Raw genomic sequence first — 14722 nt, forward strand, 5'->3', positions numbered from 1 at the left:
AACCAAAATTTAATGATGAAAAAACTATATATAATTTTCGCATTCGTGTTGTCGGCATCCTTTGTGCAGGCACAACAAGATCCGCAGTACACGCAGTATATGTATAATATGAATGTGGTAAACCCGGCTTATGCGGGTTCTTATGAAGGTATTGCCATTGGCGCTCTATATAGAAGTCAATGGGTTGGTTTAGAAGGCGCTCCTAATACTGGAACGCTTTCTATCAGTGCCCCAGTAGGAAAACGTGTTGGATTAGGTTTGTCTTTTATTAATGATGAAGTTGGTCCTGTTAGAGAAAATAACGTTTATGCAGATTTCTCCTATACATTACCTTTAGGAAGTGAACATAAGTTAGCTTTTGGTGTAAAGGCTGGTGCCACATTCCATAAAGTTGGATTGGTAGATTTGGCTGCCATTGATAATAATGACCCGTTTCTTCAAGAAAATGTAGATGGCGCAACGCCAAATGTAGGTGCTGGTTTGTATCTATACAAGCCTGATACATATTATGTATCGGTTTCTATGCCAAACATTCTTAATTCGGTGCATTTAGATGCTACGAACGGAACTAAAGTAGGTTCTGATACACAGCATTTGTTTGCTGGTGCAGGTGTTGTTTTTAAACTGTCTGATGAATTTGCGCTAAAACCTCATGCTATGATGAAAATGGCCTTTGATGCGCCTATCAGTTTTGATGTAAACGCCAATTTATTCATGTACAACTTTGTTGAAGTTGGTGTAGGTTACCGTTTAGATGACTCGTTTACGGGTATGATTAATTTTATGGTTTCACCTAATTTAAGAATTGGATATGCATATGATGCTATTCAATCAGACTTAAGTTATGCTACCACATCATCGCACGAGATATTTATCAACTTCGATTTCAGTTTCATCAAAAAAGTATCACGTTCACCACGTTACTTCTAACCACTTAAGCTAAATATAATGAAAAACATTAAAATATTTATAGCACTTCTATTCATGAGTAGTTTAAGTGCGACTGCTCAAAATAAAGCCACAGAATCTGCCGATAAGAGTTTTGCGAAGTTCGAGTTTGTGGAAGCTATTAAAGAATATACTAAACTAGTAGAGAAAGGTGAATCAGATACCTACGTTTACACACAATTAGGTGAAGCTAATTATAACATCTTTAACACCGTGGAAGCGGAACGTTGGTATGCTAAAGCTTTAGAGAGTTCAGAAAATCCTGAAACAGTTTATAAGTACTCTCAAATGCTTAAAGCAAATGAAAAGTATAAAGAAGCCGATTTACAAATGGAACGTTTTGCTAAATTAAAGCCTCGTGATGATCGTGCTAAAGCTTTTAAAGCGAATCCTGATTATTTACCGGGAATTTTAGGAAGAGCAAAAGAGTATACAGTTCAGAATTTAGAAATTAATACCAAAAACTCTGATTTTGGAGGCTCCGTATATAATAGCCAACTTTATTTTACAACAGCAAGAAATAATACGAGACGTAATTATGGCTGGAATGATGAACCATTTTTAGATATTTATGTGTCTAACATTCTTACTGATGGAACATATCAAGAAGCTAACACAATTGGTGGCGATATTAATACGAAGTATCACGAAGGAACGGTATCATTCAGCCCAGATGGCAACACGATGTATTTTTCGCGTGAAAGTTTCTTTGAAAATGAATTTGAAAAAGATTCAGTTTCCAATACGAAGATCAGTTTATTACATATTTATAAAGCAACTAGAGATGGAGACAAATGGCGTAAGGTTGAATCACTTTCTTTAAATAATCCAAACTATAACGTAAACAGTCCTGCGGTAAGTGCTGATGGGAAAACACTATACTTCCAATCGGATATGCCAGGCGGATTAGGTTTATTTGATATTTACAAAGCTGCATTAAATGATGATGGTACGGTTGGAGATCCTGTTAATTTAGGTGACAAAATCAATACAGAAGGCAACGACAAATTCCCGTATGCAAGTTCTGATGGAACATTTTACTTCTCTTCTGATGGACATTTAGGACTTGGTGGATTAGATGTGTTCTATGTTTCAAAATCGGGCGAAGTTGTAAATGCAGGTGTTCCTGTTAACAGTAATGTAGACGATTTCGCATTCACTATGAATGAAGAAACTGGCGAAGGTTATGTGTCTTCTAACCGTTCAGGCGGAAAAGGTGGTGATGATATTTATGCGGTTAAACGTTTAAAAGCATGTAACGTAAACCTTATTACTACGGTAGTAGATAACAGCACAGACAAACCTCTAGCGGGTGTAATGGTTAAAATAACAAATGCTTCAGGACGTGTTGTTTCAACACAAACATCTGATGCTAATGGCAAATTAGAATACACTGTTTCTTGTGATGAAGCTTTAGAGATTTCAGGTGTTCTGGAAGGCTACGAAAGCAACGCAATTAGCTTTGCAGGAAGTAAGGAAAAAGAAGTTTCATTACAACTTAATTTAGATCCTATAGATATCATTATTGTTCTAGATAGAGTGGTATTGAATCCAATATTATTCGATTTTGATAAGTCGAATATTACACAACAAGGCGCTTTTGAATTAGATAAGTTAGTTTCTGTTATGAAGAAATATCCAAACATGGTTATTTTAGCGGAGTCTCATACGGATAACAGAGGTGCAGCAGGATACAACGAGAAATTATCAGATAGACGTGCAAAATCTACTGTACAATATGTAATTTCTAAAGGTATTGATGCAGCTAGAATTTCTGGAATTGGAAAAGGCGAAAATGATCCTAAAGTAGATTGTAAATCTAATTGCACAGAGGAAGAACACCAACTTAATAGACGATCAGAGTTTATTATTGTAAGTGGAAACCCTGCTGGAAATAATTAAATACAATCTTTAATTGATTTAAAAAAAGCCTTGCTAAAGAATAGCAAGGCTTTTTTGTGTTTAAATTGGTTGTGTAATTCTATAAAAAAAGATGATGTAAACGATGAGGTCTATTTATAGAAAGTGAAAATTTTAGCAGTTTCCATCTAGAAAAATATATTGGATTATGACTGAATTAATACGCTTATTTTTTATTAGAGTAACAGTAAAACAAGACACTTTCAGATTGTTTTTTAGCTGTAGTATTTCGAATGGATGCGCAACAATTCAATACTTATAGGATATAAAAAAAGCCTTACTAAATGAATAGCAAGGCTTTTTTATTATTTAATTTGTTTACCATCTTTATCGAAAAAGTGGTACTCTAAGTATGTGTAAGCATCTCTTGGTAAAATTTTGACCCATTTTTTATGTTCAAAAAACCATTTTGAACGTATTGATGGAATACCTTGTGTTAAAAAGGCTGCTATAAAAGGATGTGTGTTTAATGTCACCTTTGTATAGTCTTTTTTAAGTAATTGTTCAAGATCGTGAGTAATTTTGCGCACAATTCCTATTGGTGCTTCAACCTCAACGCCATTTAAGTCATCGGGGTTTTCCTCGCGCGTTTTAATGTTCATTTCTGGACGTACGCGTTGTCTTGTAATCTGTACTAAACCAAATTTACTTGGTGGTAGTATTTTGTGTTTCGCTCTATCATCCTTCATTTCATCACGAAGATGATTATAAAGCGTTTTTCTGTTTTCTGCATTCGTCATATCAATAAAGTCAATAACTATAATTCCGCCCATATCACGCAAACGAAGTTGTCTGGCAATTTCTGTTGCGGATATCATATTAACCTCCAAGGCTGTGTCCTCTTGATTTTTGGCTTTATTGGAACGATTACCACTGTTTACATCTATTACATGTAATGCTTCAGTGTGTTCTATCACCAAATAAGCGCCTTTTGCCATAGAAACAGTTTTTCCAAAAGAGGTTTTAATCTGTCTTTCTACACCAAATTTCTCAAAAATGGGAACATTGGATTGATATAATTTCACAATGGATTCTTTTTTAGGTGCAATTTCATGCACGTAATCTTTAATTTGAATGTAAAGCTCTTCATCATCGACATGGATATTTGTAAACGTATCGTTAAAAATATCACGTAATATGGATGAGGCTTTAGTCAATTCTCCTAGTACTTTACTAGGATGGTGTGCTTTGTCTAGTTTTTTACACATTGCGGTCCAGCGACCAAGCAAGTTTTGTAAATCTTTATCTAGTTCTGCTACTTTTTTGCCTTCTGCTACCGTACGTACAATAACACCAAAACCTTGAGGCGTAATGCTCTTAACAAGGCGTTTTAAGCGGTCTTTTTCTTCTTTGTCCTCTATCTTTTGAGATATAGAAATACGATCGGAAAAAGGCACTAAAACTATATATCTACCTGCAATAGACAACTCGGAACTAATCCGGGGTCCTTTGGTAGAAATTGGCTCTTTTACTATTTGTACTAAAGTAGATTGATTTGATTTTATAACGTCACTAATTTTGCCGTTTTTATCAATATCTTTTTCAAATGGGAAATTCTTTAAAGAATAGTCTTTTAATTTACCTGTGCTTACACTTTTTGTGAATTTTAAAAGGGAAGGGAGTTTGGGTCCTAAATCATGATAATGTAAAAAGGCATCTTTTTCGTAGCCTAAATTTACAAATGCAGCATTTAAACCCGGAACAGCTTTTCGTATTTTGGCAATAAACACATCACCAACGGAAAAGTTATTACCGCCTTCATCTTTCTGTAATTCAACTAGTCTTCCATCTTTTAATAAGGCAAAATCAACAGTGTCTGAACCAGATCGAATAATCAATTCTTTATCCATTTTGTTAATTTTTATCTACCATACAAAGGTATGACAGATGGATTAATACTATTTTTTTCTACTACTTTAAAAAATAGTAGAAAGAATACCCAAACTATAAATGGCTTTAAAGCCAATTATAGTTTAAATATCTCACAGGATTTTTGTTAAATCCGAAGAGTCTCCTAAAATACAAATAGATGTATTTCGTGAAACTCAATTTCAAAGAACTCGTTGTTGTAAAAACCAAAAAAGTAGTTAAATAACTACTTTTTTTAGCTTACTTCTTCTTTTTGTGACGGTTAGCGCGTCTTCTCTTTTTACGCTTATGCGTTGCTACCTTGTGTCTTTTTCTCTTTTTACCACTTGGCATAAGTTACTTGTTTTAAGTTAATAATTTAATGTTTTACTTGATCTCAACATTTGTTTTAACACCCTCTACAAATACTTTTGCAGGTTTAAATGCAGGAATATTATGAGCAGGTATCTTAATTGTTGTATTTTTAGAAATATTTCTACCAGTTTTTTCGGCTCTTGTTTTAATTATAAAGCTTCCAAAACCTCTTAAATAAACATTATCTCCACTCTCTAATGAAGTTTTCACTTCCTCCATAAATGTTTCAACAGTTGCCTGTACATCGCCTTTTTCAATTCCTAATTTTTCAGAAATTTTTGCTACTAAATCAGCTTTTGTCATGTTAATTATTTTAATGTATTGCTATTAATCTATTAAGGGATGCAAATATAGGAATTTAAAATTCAATATTTCAAACCTAATTCATTAAAATTTAAAGATATAAACCTTTACTTTTGCCATAAGTCTATATTCCAAATGCAATTTACGAAAACTTTAACAAATTGGTATTCAGTTAATAAGCGCGATTTGCCATGGCGAAATACCAACAACCCTTACTACATATGGTTGTCTGAAATAATTTTACAACAAACCCAAGTCAAGCAAGGTTTACCATATTATGAAGCATTTATTGCTCAATATCCTACTGTTTATGAGCTTGCAAATGCCAATGAAGAGGCAGTTTTAAAACTTTGGCAAGGTTTAGGTTATTACTCCCGAGCCAGAAATTTACATGCTACAGCAAAACATATAGCTTTTAATTTAGAGGGCGTTTTCCCCGATAATTATAAAGATTTACTGCTTCTAAAAGGTGTTGGAGATTATACAGCAAGCGCTATTGCTTCTTTCTGTTATAATGAAGTTGCCGCGGTTGTAGATGGTAATGTTTACCGCGTTTTATCTCGATTTTATGGTATTCACACCCCTATAAATAGCACGGAAGGTAAAAAAGTGTTTAAAGCTTTGGCTGATGATTTAATTGACACTAAAAATCCAGCAGATTACAACCAGGCTATTATGGAGTTTGGTGCTGTACAATGTAAGCCTAGTAGTCCGGATTGTTCCGTTTGCCCTTTAATAGAAAACTGTATGGCTTATAGAAACAATGAAATAGGCATTTTACCAATTAAAATAAAGAATAACAAACCTAAAAATAAGTATTTTAATTACCTGGTTTATGTATCGGATACTGATGAAACCATACTGGAACAAAGACGAGGTAAAGGTATTTGGCAAAACCTGTATCAATTTCCATTGCTAGAATCCAAGAAAAGCATAGAGGAATCCGAATTTATGGAACTGTTTAACCCCGACGAAACGGTAGCGGAAATTAGCTTGTTTAATGAGGTTGATATTATTCATAAATTATCACATCAGCACCTTCATACCAAATTTTGGATAATAAAAACAACTAGTTTACCAGAATCGAGTATGCTCATTTCAGAAATTGAAAATTATGCGGTTCCTATTCTCATCAAAAATTTCATGGATGCTTTTAATTTTCAAAATGAAATTTAGTGAGTTCACATTTTTTTACTAAATTTAAGTTTATGAATAGCAAAAGCGTAATTTTGCCAAACAAATATTGAAACATGTCAGGAACGTTGAATAAAGTAATGCTAATTGGGCATTTAGGAGATGAAATAAAGATGCACTACTTTGAAGGTGGCGGCTGTATTGGTCGTTTCCCATTGGCTACAAACGAAACATATACGAGTAAACAAACCAACGAACGTGTTACCAATACAGAGTGGCACAATATTGTAGTAAGAAATAAAGCTGCTGAAGTGTGTGAAAAATACTTAAGTAAAGGCGATAAAGTTTATATAGAAGGTCGGATAAAAACGCGGAAATGGCAGGATGAAACGGGCAATGATCGGTATACAACTGAAATTCAGTGTACAGATTTTACTTTTTTAACTACAAAAAATGAAAGTGGATCTGCACAAACAAATCAGCCGCAACAACAACAAGAACAAAAATCAGCACAAAGCGTACAACCACGTCAAGAGCCTATTACTCCAAAACCGGAAGTAGATATGCCACACGATGATTTACCTTTTTAACTATACTAAAACCAACTACCATTGGACCTAGAACCTCCCAGTTTTTTATCATTAATTATCTCCGTTGATTATTCCATATTTTTAGGAATTGCACTTTTATTTATTTTATTATTTTGCTCGGCATTAGTTTCAGGAGCGGAAGTTGCTTTGTTTTCATTGACCAGAACGGACATTGAAGACCAAACGCAAACTAATGTTACAGCCATCAATATTATCTCTAAATTGCTAGAGCGACCAAAAAAATTATTGGCTACAATTCTAGTGGCTAACAACTTTATAAATATTGGAATCGTAATTCTATTTGCTTATTTAGGTCAATTTATCTTTAAAAGTATCCAAATTCCCGTCCTTAAATTTTTGGTTGAAGTTGTCGTAGTAACCTTCTTGATTTTACTGTTTGGTGAAATTTTACCTAAAATTTATGCTAGTCGAAATCGCATGAAGTTCTCCATTTTCATGGCTTATCCAATTCGTGTTTTAGATGTGCTTTTTTCACCTTTAAGTTTGCCTATGCGCAGTATCACCTTGGCAATTCACAGTAAATTGGGAAAGCAAAAATCTAATTTAAGTGTGGATCAATTATCGCAAGCGCTGGAATTAACAAGTGAAGCCGATACGACAAAAGAAGAACAGAAAATTTTAAAAGGTATTGTTTCCTTTGGAAATACGGACACCAAACAGGTTATGCGACCTCGAATTGATATTTTCGCATTAAATATTAATTTGAAATATACAGATATCATTTCTGAAATTGTAAATAATGGCTATTCACGAATTCCAGTTTACGAAGAAAGTGTTGATAAGATAAAAGGTATTCTCTACGTTAAGGATTTACTACCTTATATTGATAGAAAACAATTTGATTGGACCACCTTACTTCGCGACCCCTTTTTTGTTCCAGAGAATAAAAAGTTAGATGATTTAATGGTGGAATTTCAAGAAAAGAAAGTTCATTTGGCCGTTGTGGTTGATGAATATGGTGGAACGTCTGGTTTAATTTCTTTAGAAGATATTATTGAAGAAATTGTAGGTGATATCAGTGATGAGTTTGATGATGAAGATTTAGTATATTCAAAACTGGACAATAATAATTATGTTTTTATAGGTAAAACAGCTTTAAAAGATTTTTATAAGATTATAAAACTTGAGGACGATAGTGCTTTTGAAACTGAAAAGGGCGAAGCTGAAACTTTAGCAGGTTTTATTTTAGAATTCTCCAAAAGTTTTCCAAAACAGGGGGCAAAAATTAACTTTAAAAATTACGTTTTTATTATTGAGGCTTTAGATAAAAAACGAATTACACGCGTTAAGGTGACAATACCATAAATTGCTATTTTTAAATACAGTAATCATGAAATTTAAATCCATATTAATAATAGTTTTGGCTATAACTTTAACTGCTTGTGGAAACGATACCTTGCCAAAACCATCTGCACATTTACGTCTAGAGTATCCAAAAGCAGAATACAAAACACTAGAAGCTGGTTTTCCATTTACCTTTGAGAAAAACGAATTGGCCACTCAAATTAAAGCACGTGCTATTTCTAATGATTCGGGAAGTTATGGTATTGACCTTATGTATCCAGCCCTGAAAGGCACCATCTATTTAACCTATAAGCCTATAAAGAATAACAAAGAGCGCCTAACAACATTACTTAAAGACGCACAAGGTTTCACGCAAGAACACACTGTAAAAGCAGATGAAATTGTAGAACAAGTATATGCCAATAAAGATAGAAACGTATATGGTATGTTTTATGAAATAGGCGGGAATGCGGCGTCGCAGTCACAGTTTTATGTAACAGACAGTATCCATCATTTTATAACAGGCTCGCTATACTTTTATGCGAAACCTAATTTTGATTCTATTTTGCCTGCAGCCAAATATCTGCAAAAAGATATTCAACAAATTATGGAAACCATAAACTGGAAATAAAAAAAGCCACTCATTTAAGTGGCTTTTTTTGTATTATAATTTTAGTAATTATTCTTTTACTTTGTCTGCACAACACGCCATTTTACAATCTTTGGCACATGCTGTTTTTTCTACGTCCGTTTTATCTGCACAACAGGCCATTTTGCAGTCTTTATCACAAACTTTCTTATCCATAGTATCAGTTGTTGCGGCATTAGCATCAAAACTATCTACTATTTTCATGTCTTTTACAGAATAGGTATCACCTGCTTTTTTTACTACTTCTTCAAGAGTCGTTTCATTTACTTTAGCGTCATCATATTCTACCATTGCTAAACGTGTGTCAAAATCAACTTTCGCCGATTTTACACCATCCATTTTAGCCATTTTCTTTTCAATCATTTTAGCACATCCCATGGCGCAAGTCATCCCTTCAATAGTAAATTCTGCTTTGGCATAAGTAGCATTTGGGTCTATTTCTGCTACGGCAACATCTTCTGTTGCTGCTGTATCAACAGTAACAACTTCTGGTGTTGTTTCATTTTTACAACTTGCAAACACTAAAGTTAGCATCACCAATGTTATTATATTTTTTAAAGTCTTCATTTTAATTGTGAATTAAGTTCAGTACAAAATTACTAAATATTGCCGTTTATTACATTTAAAATTCCAATTTTGTGCTTTGAACTGTTTTTGTATGAAGGAATTAAATAGCAAGTGGGTATATTTAATCGTGCTTTCCATGATTTGGGGTACCTCGTTTATTTTAATTAAAAAGTCGCTTTTAGGTTTAACGCCTTATCAATTAGGTGCTTTAAGGACTGTTATAACTGGGATTTTCTTACTTGCTGTAGGTTTTAATAAGCTCAAAACCATAGATAAACGCCAATGGAAATGGATTGGACTTTCGGGCTTAATGGGTTCCTTTTTTCCTGCTTTTTTATTTGCTATTGCCGAAACAGAAATTGATAGTGCCGTAGCGTCTATATTAAATTCACTAGTTCCCTTAAATACCATTTTATTAGGATTTGCCGTTTTTAAAATAGCATCAACTAAGCGTCAAGTGTTAGGCGTTATTGTCGGATTTATTGGAACGGCCATGCTTATTTTAAAAGGTGCCGAGTTAAATCCAGAACAAAACTACTTATATGCAGGATTCATAATTCTTTCAACGGTTATGTATGCGGTGAATGTGAATATTATAAAGCGCTATTTGCAAGATGTTAAACCTTTAGCTATAGCTGCCGGAAATTATTCTATCATTAGTATTCCTGCGTTAATTGTTCTGTTTTTTGCAGATTTCTTTAGAGAAGAAACCTTTCAGCATCCAAACTTTAAAATGTCCATGTTATATGTGACAATTTTAGCCTTTTTTGGTACGGCCTTAGCAAAAGTATTATTTGCAAAATTAGTACAAATGGCAACACCGGTTTTTGCATCATCAGTAACGTATCTAATGCCTATTATCGCTTTGTTTTGGGGTGTTTTAGATGGAGAAGGTTTTAGTTTGATGCAAGGTTTGGGTTCCTTGATTATTTTGGTGGGCGTATTTTTATCGCATAAGCGGAAAAAATAAAAGCCTGAAGTTTCCTTCAGGCTTTTAAGTTGTAAACTCATTTTTATTTATTCGAAATCGGCATCTGAAACACCTTCGTTCACTTTAATTTCTTTTACAATAAAGTCAATTTTTCTTGGACCCATTGTTTGAGATATTTTGAATGGAAATTTAATTCCAGAAACGTCTTTATAATCACCATAGAAGGTAGATGACTGACCGGCTTCTGAAGCTTTAACTTCTTTAATTTTTAAGCCTGTTTCAACACTGTAGTAAACAGATGTCTCTTCATCAACTTTAATTTTATAAGCGTTTTCATCTTCTACTTTTTCAATTTTCTCCAAAGTAACGCCACCATTTAGGTAGTTAACTTCTGGAAATGGAGACGATTCAAATTGCGCTTCTTTAACTTCAGCATCTGTCATATCTTTACGTTGACCTTGAGCCATGGAATAACCAGCGCTACCATCTAAAACCTGCTTCTGAGTTTGACCCATGACATTAATTTGTTGTAAAGACTGGTTTTTAGTAGTTTTCTTCATTTCTAGATTAATCACAACGCCAGGTTGTAGCTCTGCTTCAGCAGTAATAAAAACAGAATTTACTTTAGCTAAAGTTGCAGAACCACCAACAGCGTTAATATAGGCATTAAGCACTTTGCTTGCGTCCATATCAGCTGGCATTTCAATATCATACTCTGGCTTTTCAGATAAGTCAGCAAATTTGTCGTAGTAGCGTATAGGTAAGCCTACTTTTTGTAGGTTATCTAAAACTTCAACACCGTTTCCAACAACAATAACACGAGCATTTTCTGGACGCATGTATTTTTTAGCTGCTGCATTAACTTCATCAATTGTTACATCATTTATCTTTTGAAGATACGTTGCGTAAAAATCTTTAGGAAGGTTATTCAATTTAATGTTTAAAGCATAATTAGCAATTGTTTGAGGACGCTCAAGCGCCATTACAAAGTTACCTGTGTATTTAGCTTTAACATTTCTTAAAACCTCTGCGTCTACAGGTTCGTTGTTAATACGCTTCATTTCTTTTAACGTTTCAACAACAGCACTATCAGTAACTGCGTTTCTTACTTTAGCAGTTGTGCTGAATCGAGACATACCATAACGGTTGGCTCCAACACTAGAATACGACCCGTAAGTGTATCCATTCTTTTCACGAAGGTTTAAAAATAAATAACCTTCACCACCACCACCAAGGATTTCGTTAGCTATTAAAGCTGAAAAATAATCTGGATCGTTCATTTTTAACGATACGTTATTTGTTACCGAAATATTGGATTGTGTAGCACCTGGAACATCAATAAAGTTTATTTGAGGTACAGGTAGGCTTTCAGCTGTTTTTGGAATAGTAGTTGAAACGCTAGCGCCAGTTTCCCATTTCTTGAAATATTTTTTTACTTGTTTTTCAACCGTTTTAAAATCAACATCACCAATAACCACTAAATATGCGTTATTAGGATTCATGTATTGTTGGTAGTAAGCTTTTATATTGTCAAACGTGATGTTCTTGATCGTTTCTTCCGTAGTAAACTCACCGTAAGGATGTGTTTTTCCATAAGACAACGCACTTCCAACACGGCCAGCAATGGCATCTGGGTTTTTATCGTTGTTTTTTAAACTTTCAATTAATTTGTTTTTTTCAGATTCAAATTCTTCAACTGTCAACAAAGGATTTATAACGGCATCAGCCATTAACTCTAAAATACGTTCTGAGTATTGAGATAATGCACTAGCATAGCCACTTCCAAAACCTAAATTAAGGCTTGCACCTAAAAAGTCGATTTCTTCATTAAAAGCATCTTTAGAAATAGTTTCAGTTCCATTTCCTAACATAGCACCTAAAACACTTGTTACACCAGCAATGTTCCCTTCATAAATTGGTGGATTGTCAATGCGTAAAGAATAGGAAACGCGCGGTAATTTATGGTTTTCAACAACCAATACTTTTAGGCCATTTTTTAATGTGAATTCACCAGGCTCTTCCAAAGTAATTTTTGGAGCTGGTCCAGCTTTAGGTTGTTTTGATCGGTCTATTTGTGCCGAAACGCTAAGGGCTATAAAAAATAGGACAACAAAAGCAGATAGTTTCGTTTTTATATTAAATGTATTCATCTTATTGATCGTCTTTTTTTGGTAAATATTCAATTTCTACACGTTGATTGCTGTTCAAGAACTTTTTCGCAACGTTTTGTATGTCTTCTCTAGTAATAGAACGGTAAATATCTATTTCATTATTAATCAGGTTTACATCGCCATATAATAAATAATAGGTAGCTAATGAATCAGCAATTCCTGAAATGCTTGAGTTGGCATTTACAAATTGATTTTCAAATTGGTTTTGAAGTTTTTGGTAATCACGTTCTGAAATTAATTCAGTTTGCATTTTTACAATTTCTTCATCCATTTCAGATAAAAGTGTTGCAAGTGTTGCTTGGTCACCTAAAGGTAAAGCGAATAAGGCGAAAATATTATAATCAACTTGCGGAATATTTACAGCTTGTACACTAAGTGCTTGCTTTTGTTCATCAACTAGTTTTTTGTAGAGTACAGAACTTTTCCCACCACTTAAATAAGTAGAGATCATATCCAATATACGCGCATCTTTAGTTGCCATTCCAGGAGTTCTGTATGCTGCAATAATAGCAGGCGTTTGGATGTTTTTATCGTAAGTAGTTGCTTTGATAGTTTCAGTAATTGGCGTTTCTGTAGGGAAGTTACGAACTACGGCTGGTCCTTTTTTAACGGCTCCGAAATACGCTTTTACTAACGCTTTAGTTTTGGCTATATCAATATCGCCTGCAACAACTAAGACAGCATTGTTAGGAACATAATAGGTTTTGAAAAAAGCCATAAATTCTTCTAATGTTGCCGCATCTAAATGTGCCATTTCACCAATATTAGAATCTTTGTATGGGTGAACAGAAAATAAATTTTCACCTATTGTGTTTAATAACTGACCATAAGGTCTGTTATCAAAACTTTGACGTCTTTCTTCTTTTACCACTTCATTTTGAGTATCTACACCAACCTGGTCAATAACGGGATGCAACATACGTTCAGATTCTAGCCAAAGGCCTAATTCCATTTTATTAGAAGGGAATATTTCATAATAATACGTTTTGTCTTGTGATGTGTAGGCGTTGAAAGTCCCACCATTAGCTGGAATAATTTTCATAAATTCACCACGACCAATGTTTTCTGAACCTTCAAATAATAAGTGTTCAAAAAAGTGTGCAAATCCTGTACGGCTTCTGTCACCATCTTTACCACCTACATCATACATAACCGAAGTAGAAACTACCGGCGCTGTATTATCTTGATGAAGAATAACGTGTAATCCGTTATCTAAATCAAATTCTTCAAATTTCACTTCCTGTGCTGTACTAGTAAAAATGCTTAGTAAACCTGCAGAGAAAATTAGTAATCCTTTTTTCATATGAGTTTATTTATTGTTAATTGACATTTAATATGTCTGATAGCGCGTTAAAACGCAACTATTTTTCAAAAATAAGAAATACTTATCGCTTTTCTTTATAATGTTAAAAAAACATAAACAAATTATTTTATGCCATAAATTTTCACGAAATTTAAGAACCACAAAAAAAAGAAATATGAAAAATATTATATTACCTGTTAGATTCGGACTTGTAACAGCTTCCGTCTTAATTGCTTATTTTTTGGTCTTGGGCTTACTAGGTAAAAACACGAATCCGGTTTTTAGTTTTCTAAATGCATTTATAACAGCTTTTGGTATTTTCGAAACGGTGCGGTTTTATAAATTAGAACAAGGTGAAAATTTCACTTATATGGGAGGCGTTGTCGCAGGAATTATTACGGGAGTTATGGCAACCGTTATTTTTACAATTTTCTTTTTAATTTACATAACGGAATTAAATAGTGATTTTCTTTCACAAGTTTTAGAGGTTATTAACGTAGGAACGCCCGTTAGCGTTGGAATACTAACTTTTGTTGTTGGGGTTATGGGAATTGCAACCACACTTATTTCTGTCTTTACAGTTATGCAGTACTTTAAAACAAGTTGGAATGTTTCTTAATTTTTATAAAACGTTTGTAGTTTAATTATTTAGCAGTATATTTGCATCCGCTTTCCGTG

General features: G+C 33.7%; 13 protein-coding genes. 8 read left to right on the forward strand and 5 right to left on the reverse strand.

What is annotated here, in order from left to right; all coding sequences use genetic code 11:
* Positions 1 to 12: 12 nt before the first annotated feature.
* Together ES674_RS04095 and ES674_RS04100 are read left to right on the forward strand one after the other, a co-directional pair.
* Positions 13 to 930, forward strand: a complete 918-nt coding sequence (locus ES674_RS04095; RefSeq protein WP_317132032.1) for a PorP/SprF family type IX secretion system membrane protein — start codon at positions 13 to 15, stop codon at positions 928 to 930.
* A gap of 18 nt (positions 931 to 948) precedes the next feature.
* Positions 949 to 2850 (forward strand): OmpA family protein, encoded by a 1902-nt coding sequence (locus ES674_RS04100; protein WP_148402702.1) that lies wholly within the window; start codon positions 949 to 951, stop codon positions 2848 to 2850.
* A 323-nt stretch (positions 2851 to 3173) separates the two neighbouring features.
* On the opposite strand, the gene ES674_RS04105 is transcribed toward ES674_RS04100, so the two are convergent.
* A complete protein-coding gene (locus ES674_RS04105) occupies positions 3174 to 4718 on the reverse strand; it encodes an Rne/Rng family ribonuclease (RefSeq protein WP_148402703.1) in 1545 nt (514 codons plus the stop codon).
* 385 nt (positions 4719 to 5103) lie between these two features.
* Complete coding sequence (locus tag ES674_RS04110) at positions 5104 to 5394, reverse strand: HU family DNA-binding protein (RefSeq protein ID WP_148402704.1); 291 nt, start codon at positions 5392 to 5394, stop codon at positions 5104 to 5106.
* Between the two features lie 135 nt (positions 5395 to 5529).
* On the opposite strand from ES674_RS04110, the gene mutY reads away from it, so the two are divergent.
* From mutY to gldD, 4 genes are all read left to right on the forward strand, one after another.
* Entirely contained in the window at positions 5530 to 6570 is a 1041-nt protein-coding gene (mutY, locus tag ES674_RS04115) for an A/G-specific adenine glycosylase (RefSeq protein ID WP_148402705.1), read from the forward strand.
* 74 nt (positions 6571 to 6644) lie between these two features.
* A complete protein-coding gene (locus tag ES674_RS04120; protein ID WP_148402706.1) occupies positions 6645 to 7118 on the forward strand; it encodes a single-stranded DNA-binding protein in 474 nt (157 codons plus the stop codon).
* A gap of 21 nt (positions 7119 to 7139) precedes the next feature.
* Positions 7140 to 8444: a gliding motility-associated protein GldE gene (locus tag ES674_RS04125; RefSeq protein ID WP_148402707.1), complete on the forward strand. Its 1305-nt coding sequence runs from the start codon at positions 7140 to 7142 to the stop codon at positions 8442 to 8444.
* A gap of 25 nt (positions 8445 to 8469) precedes the next feature.
* The gene (gldD, locus tag ES674_RS04130; RefSeq protein WP_148402708.1) at positions 8470 to 9054 is read left to right on the forward strand and encodes a gliding motility lipoprotein GldD; all 585 of its coding nucleotides are present in this window, start codon (positions 8470 to 8472) and stop codon (positions 9052 to 9054) included.
* A gap of 48 nt (positions 9055 to 9102) precedes the next feature.
* On the opposite strand, the gene ES674_RS04135 is transcribed toward gldD, so the two are convergent.
* Positions 9103 to 9639 carry a heavy-metal-associated domain-containing protein gene (locus tag ES674_RS04135; protein ID WP_148402709.1) on the reverse strand — a complete coding sequence of 179 codons (537 nt, stop codon included), beginning with the start codon at positions 9637 to 9639 and terminating at the stop codon, positions 9103 to 9105.
* 91 nt (positions 9640 to 9730) lie between these two features.
* Here ES674_RS04135 and ES674_RS04140 point away from each other — a divergent pair, with 91 nt between their 5' ends.
* Entirely contained in the window at positions 9731 to 10609 is an 879-nt protein-coding gene (locus tag ES674_RS04140; RefSeq protein ID WP_148402710.1) for a DMT family transporter, read from the forward strand.
* Between the two features lie 47 nt (positions 10610 to 10656).
* Here ES674_RS04140 and ES674_RS04145 read toward each other — a convergent pair whose 3' ends face one another.
* Both ES674_RS04145 and ES674_RS04150 read right to left on the reverse strand, forming a co-directional pair.
* Positions 10657 to 12720, reverse strand: coding sequence for a M16 family metallopeptidase (locus ES674_RS04145; RefSeq protein ID WP_148402711.1), 2064 nt, complete (start codon positions 12718 to 12720; stop codon positions 10657 to 10659).
* Position 12721: 1 nt separating this feature from the next.
* A complete protein-coding gene (locus tag ES674_RS04150) occupies positions 12722 to 14044 on the reverse strand; it encodes a M16 family metallopeptidase (RefSeq protein WP_148402712.1) in 1323 nt (440 codons plus the stop codon).
* A 175-nt stretch (positions 14045 to 14219) separates the two neighbouring features.
* On the opposite strand from ES674_RS04150, the gene ES674_RS04155 reads away from it, so the two are divergent.
* The gene (locus ES674_RS04155; protein WP_148402713.1) at positions 14220 to 14663 is read left to right on the forward strand and encodes a DUF4199 domain-containing protein; all 444 of its coding nucleotides are present in this window, start codon (positions 14220 to 14222) and stop codon (positions 14661 to 14663) included.
* Positions 14664 to 14722 lie beyond the last annotated feature (59 nt).

It is taken from the genome of Bizionia myxarmorum (assembly GCF_008086205.1).
Lineage (GTDB): Bacteria > Bacteroidota > Bacteroidia > Flavobacteriales > Flavobacteriaceae > Algorimicrobium > Algorimicrobium myxarmorum.

Coding starts and splice junctions, on each gene's coding strand:
- ES674_RS04135 (WP_148402709.1), bottom strand. CDS start 9,639: ATGAAGACTTTAAAAAATATAATAACATTGGTGATGCTAACTTTAGTG.
- ES674_RS04110 (WP_148402704.1), bottom strand. CDS start 5,394: ATGACAAAAGCTGATTTAGTAGCAAAAATTTCTGAAAAATTAGGAATT.
- ES674_RS04100 (WP_148402702.1), top strand. CDS start 949: ATGAAAAACATTAAAATATTTATAGCACTTCTATTCATGAGTAGTTTA.
- ES674_RS04155 (WP_148402713.1), top strand. CDS start 14,220: ATGAAAAATATTATATTACCTGTTAGATTCGGACTTGTAACAGCTTCC.
- ES674_RS04145 (WP_148402711.1), bottom strand. CDS start 12,720: ATGAATACATTTAATATAAAAACGAAACTATCTGCTTTTGTTGTCCTA.
- ES674_RS04105 (WP_148402703.1), bottom strand. CDS start 4,718: ATGGATAAAGAATTGATTATTCGATCTGGTTCAGACACTGTTGATTTT.
- ES674_RS04095 (WP_317132032.1), top strand. CDS start 13: ATGATGAAAAAACTATATATAATTTTCGCATTCGTGTTGTCGGCATCC.
- mutY (WP_148402705.1), top strand. CDS start 5,530: ATGCAATTTACGAAAACTTTAACAAATTGGTATTCAGTTAATAAGCGC.
- ES674_RS04140 (WP_148402710.1), top strand. CDS start 9,731: ATGAAGGAATTAAATAGCAAGTGGGTATATTTAATCGTGCTTTCCATG.
- ES674_RS04150 (WP_148402712.1), bottom strand. CDS start 14,044: ATGAAAAAAGGATTACTAATTTTCTCTGCAGGTTTACTAAGCATTTTT.
- ES674_RS04120 (WP_148402706.1), top strand. CDS start 6,645: ATGTCAGGAACGTTGAATAAAGTAATGCTAATTGGGCATTTAGGAGAT.
- gldD (WP_148402708.1), top strand. CDS start 8,470: ATGAAATTTAAATCCATATTAATAATAGTTTTGGCTATAACTTTAACT.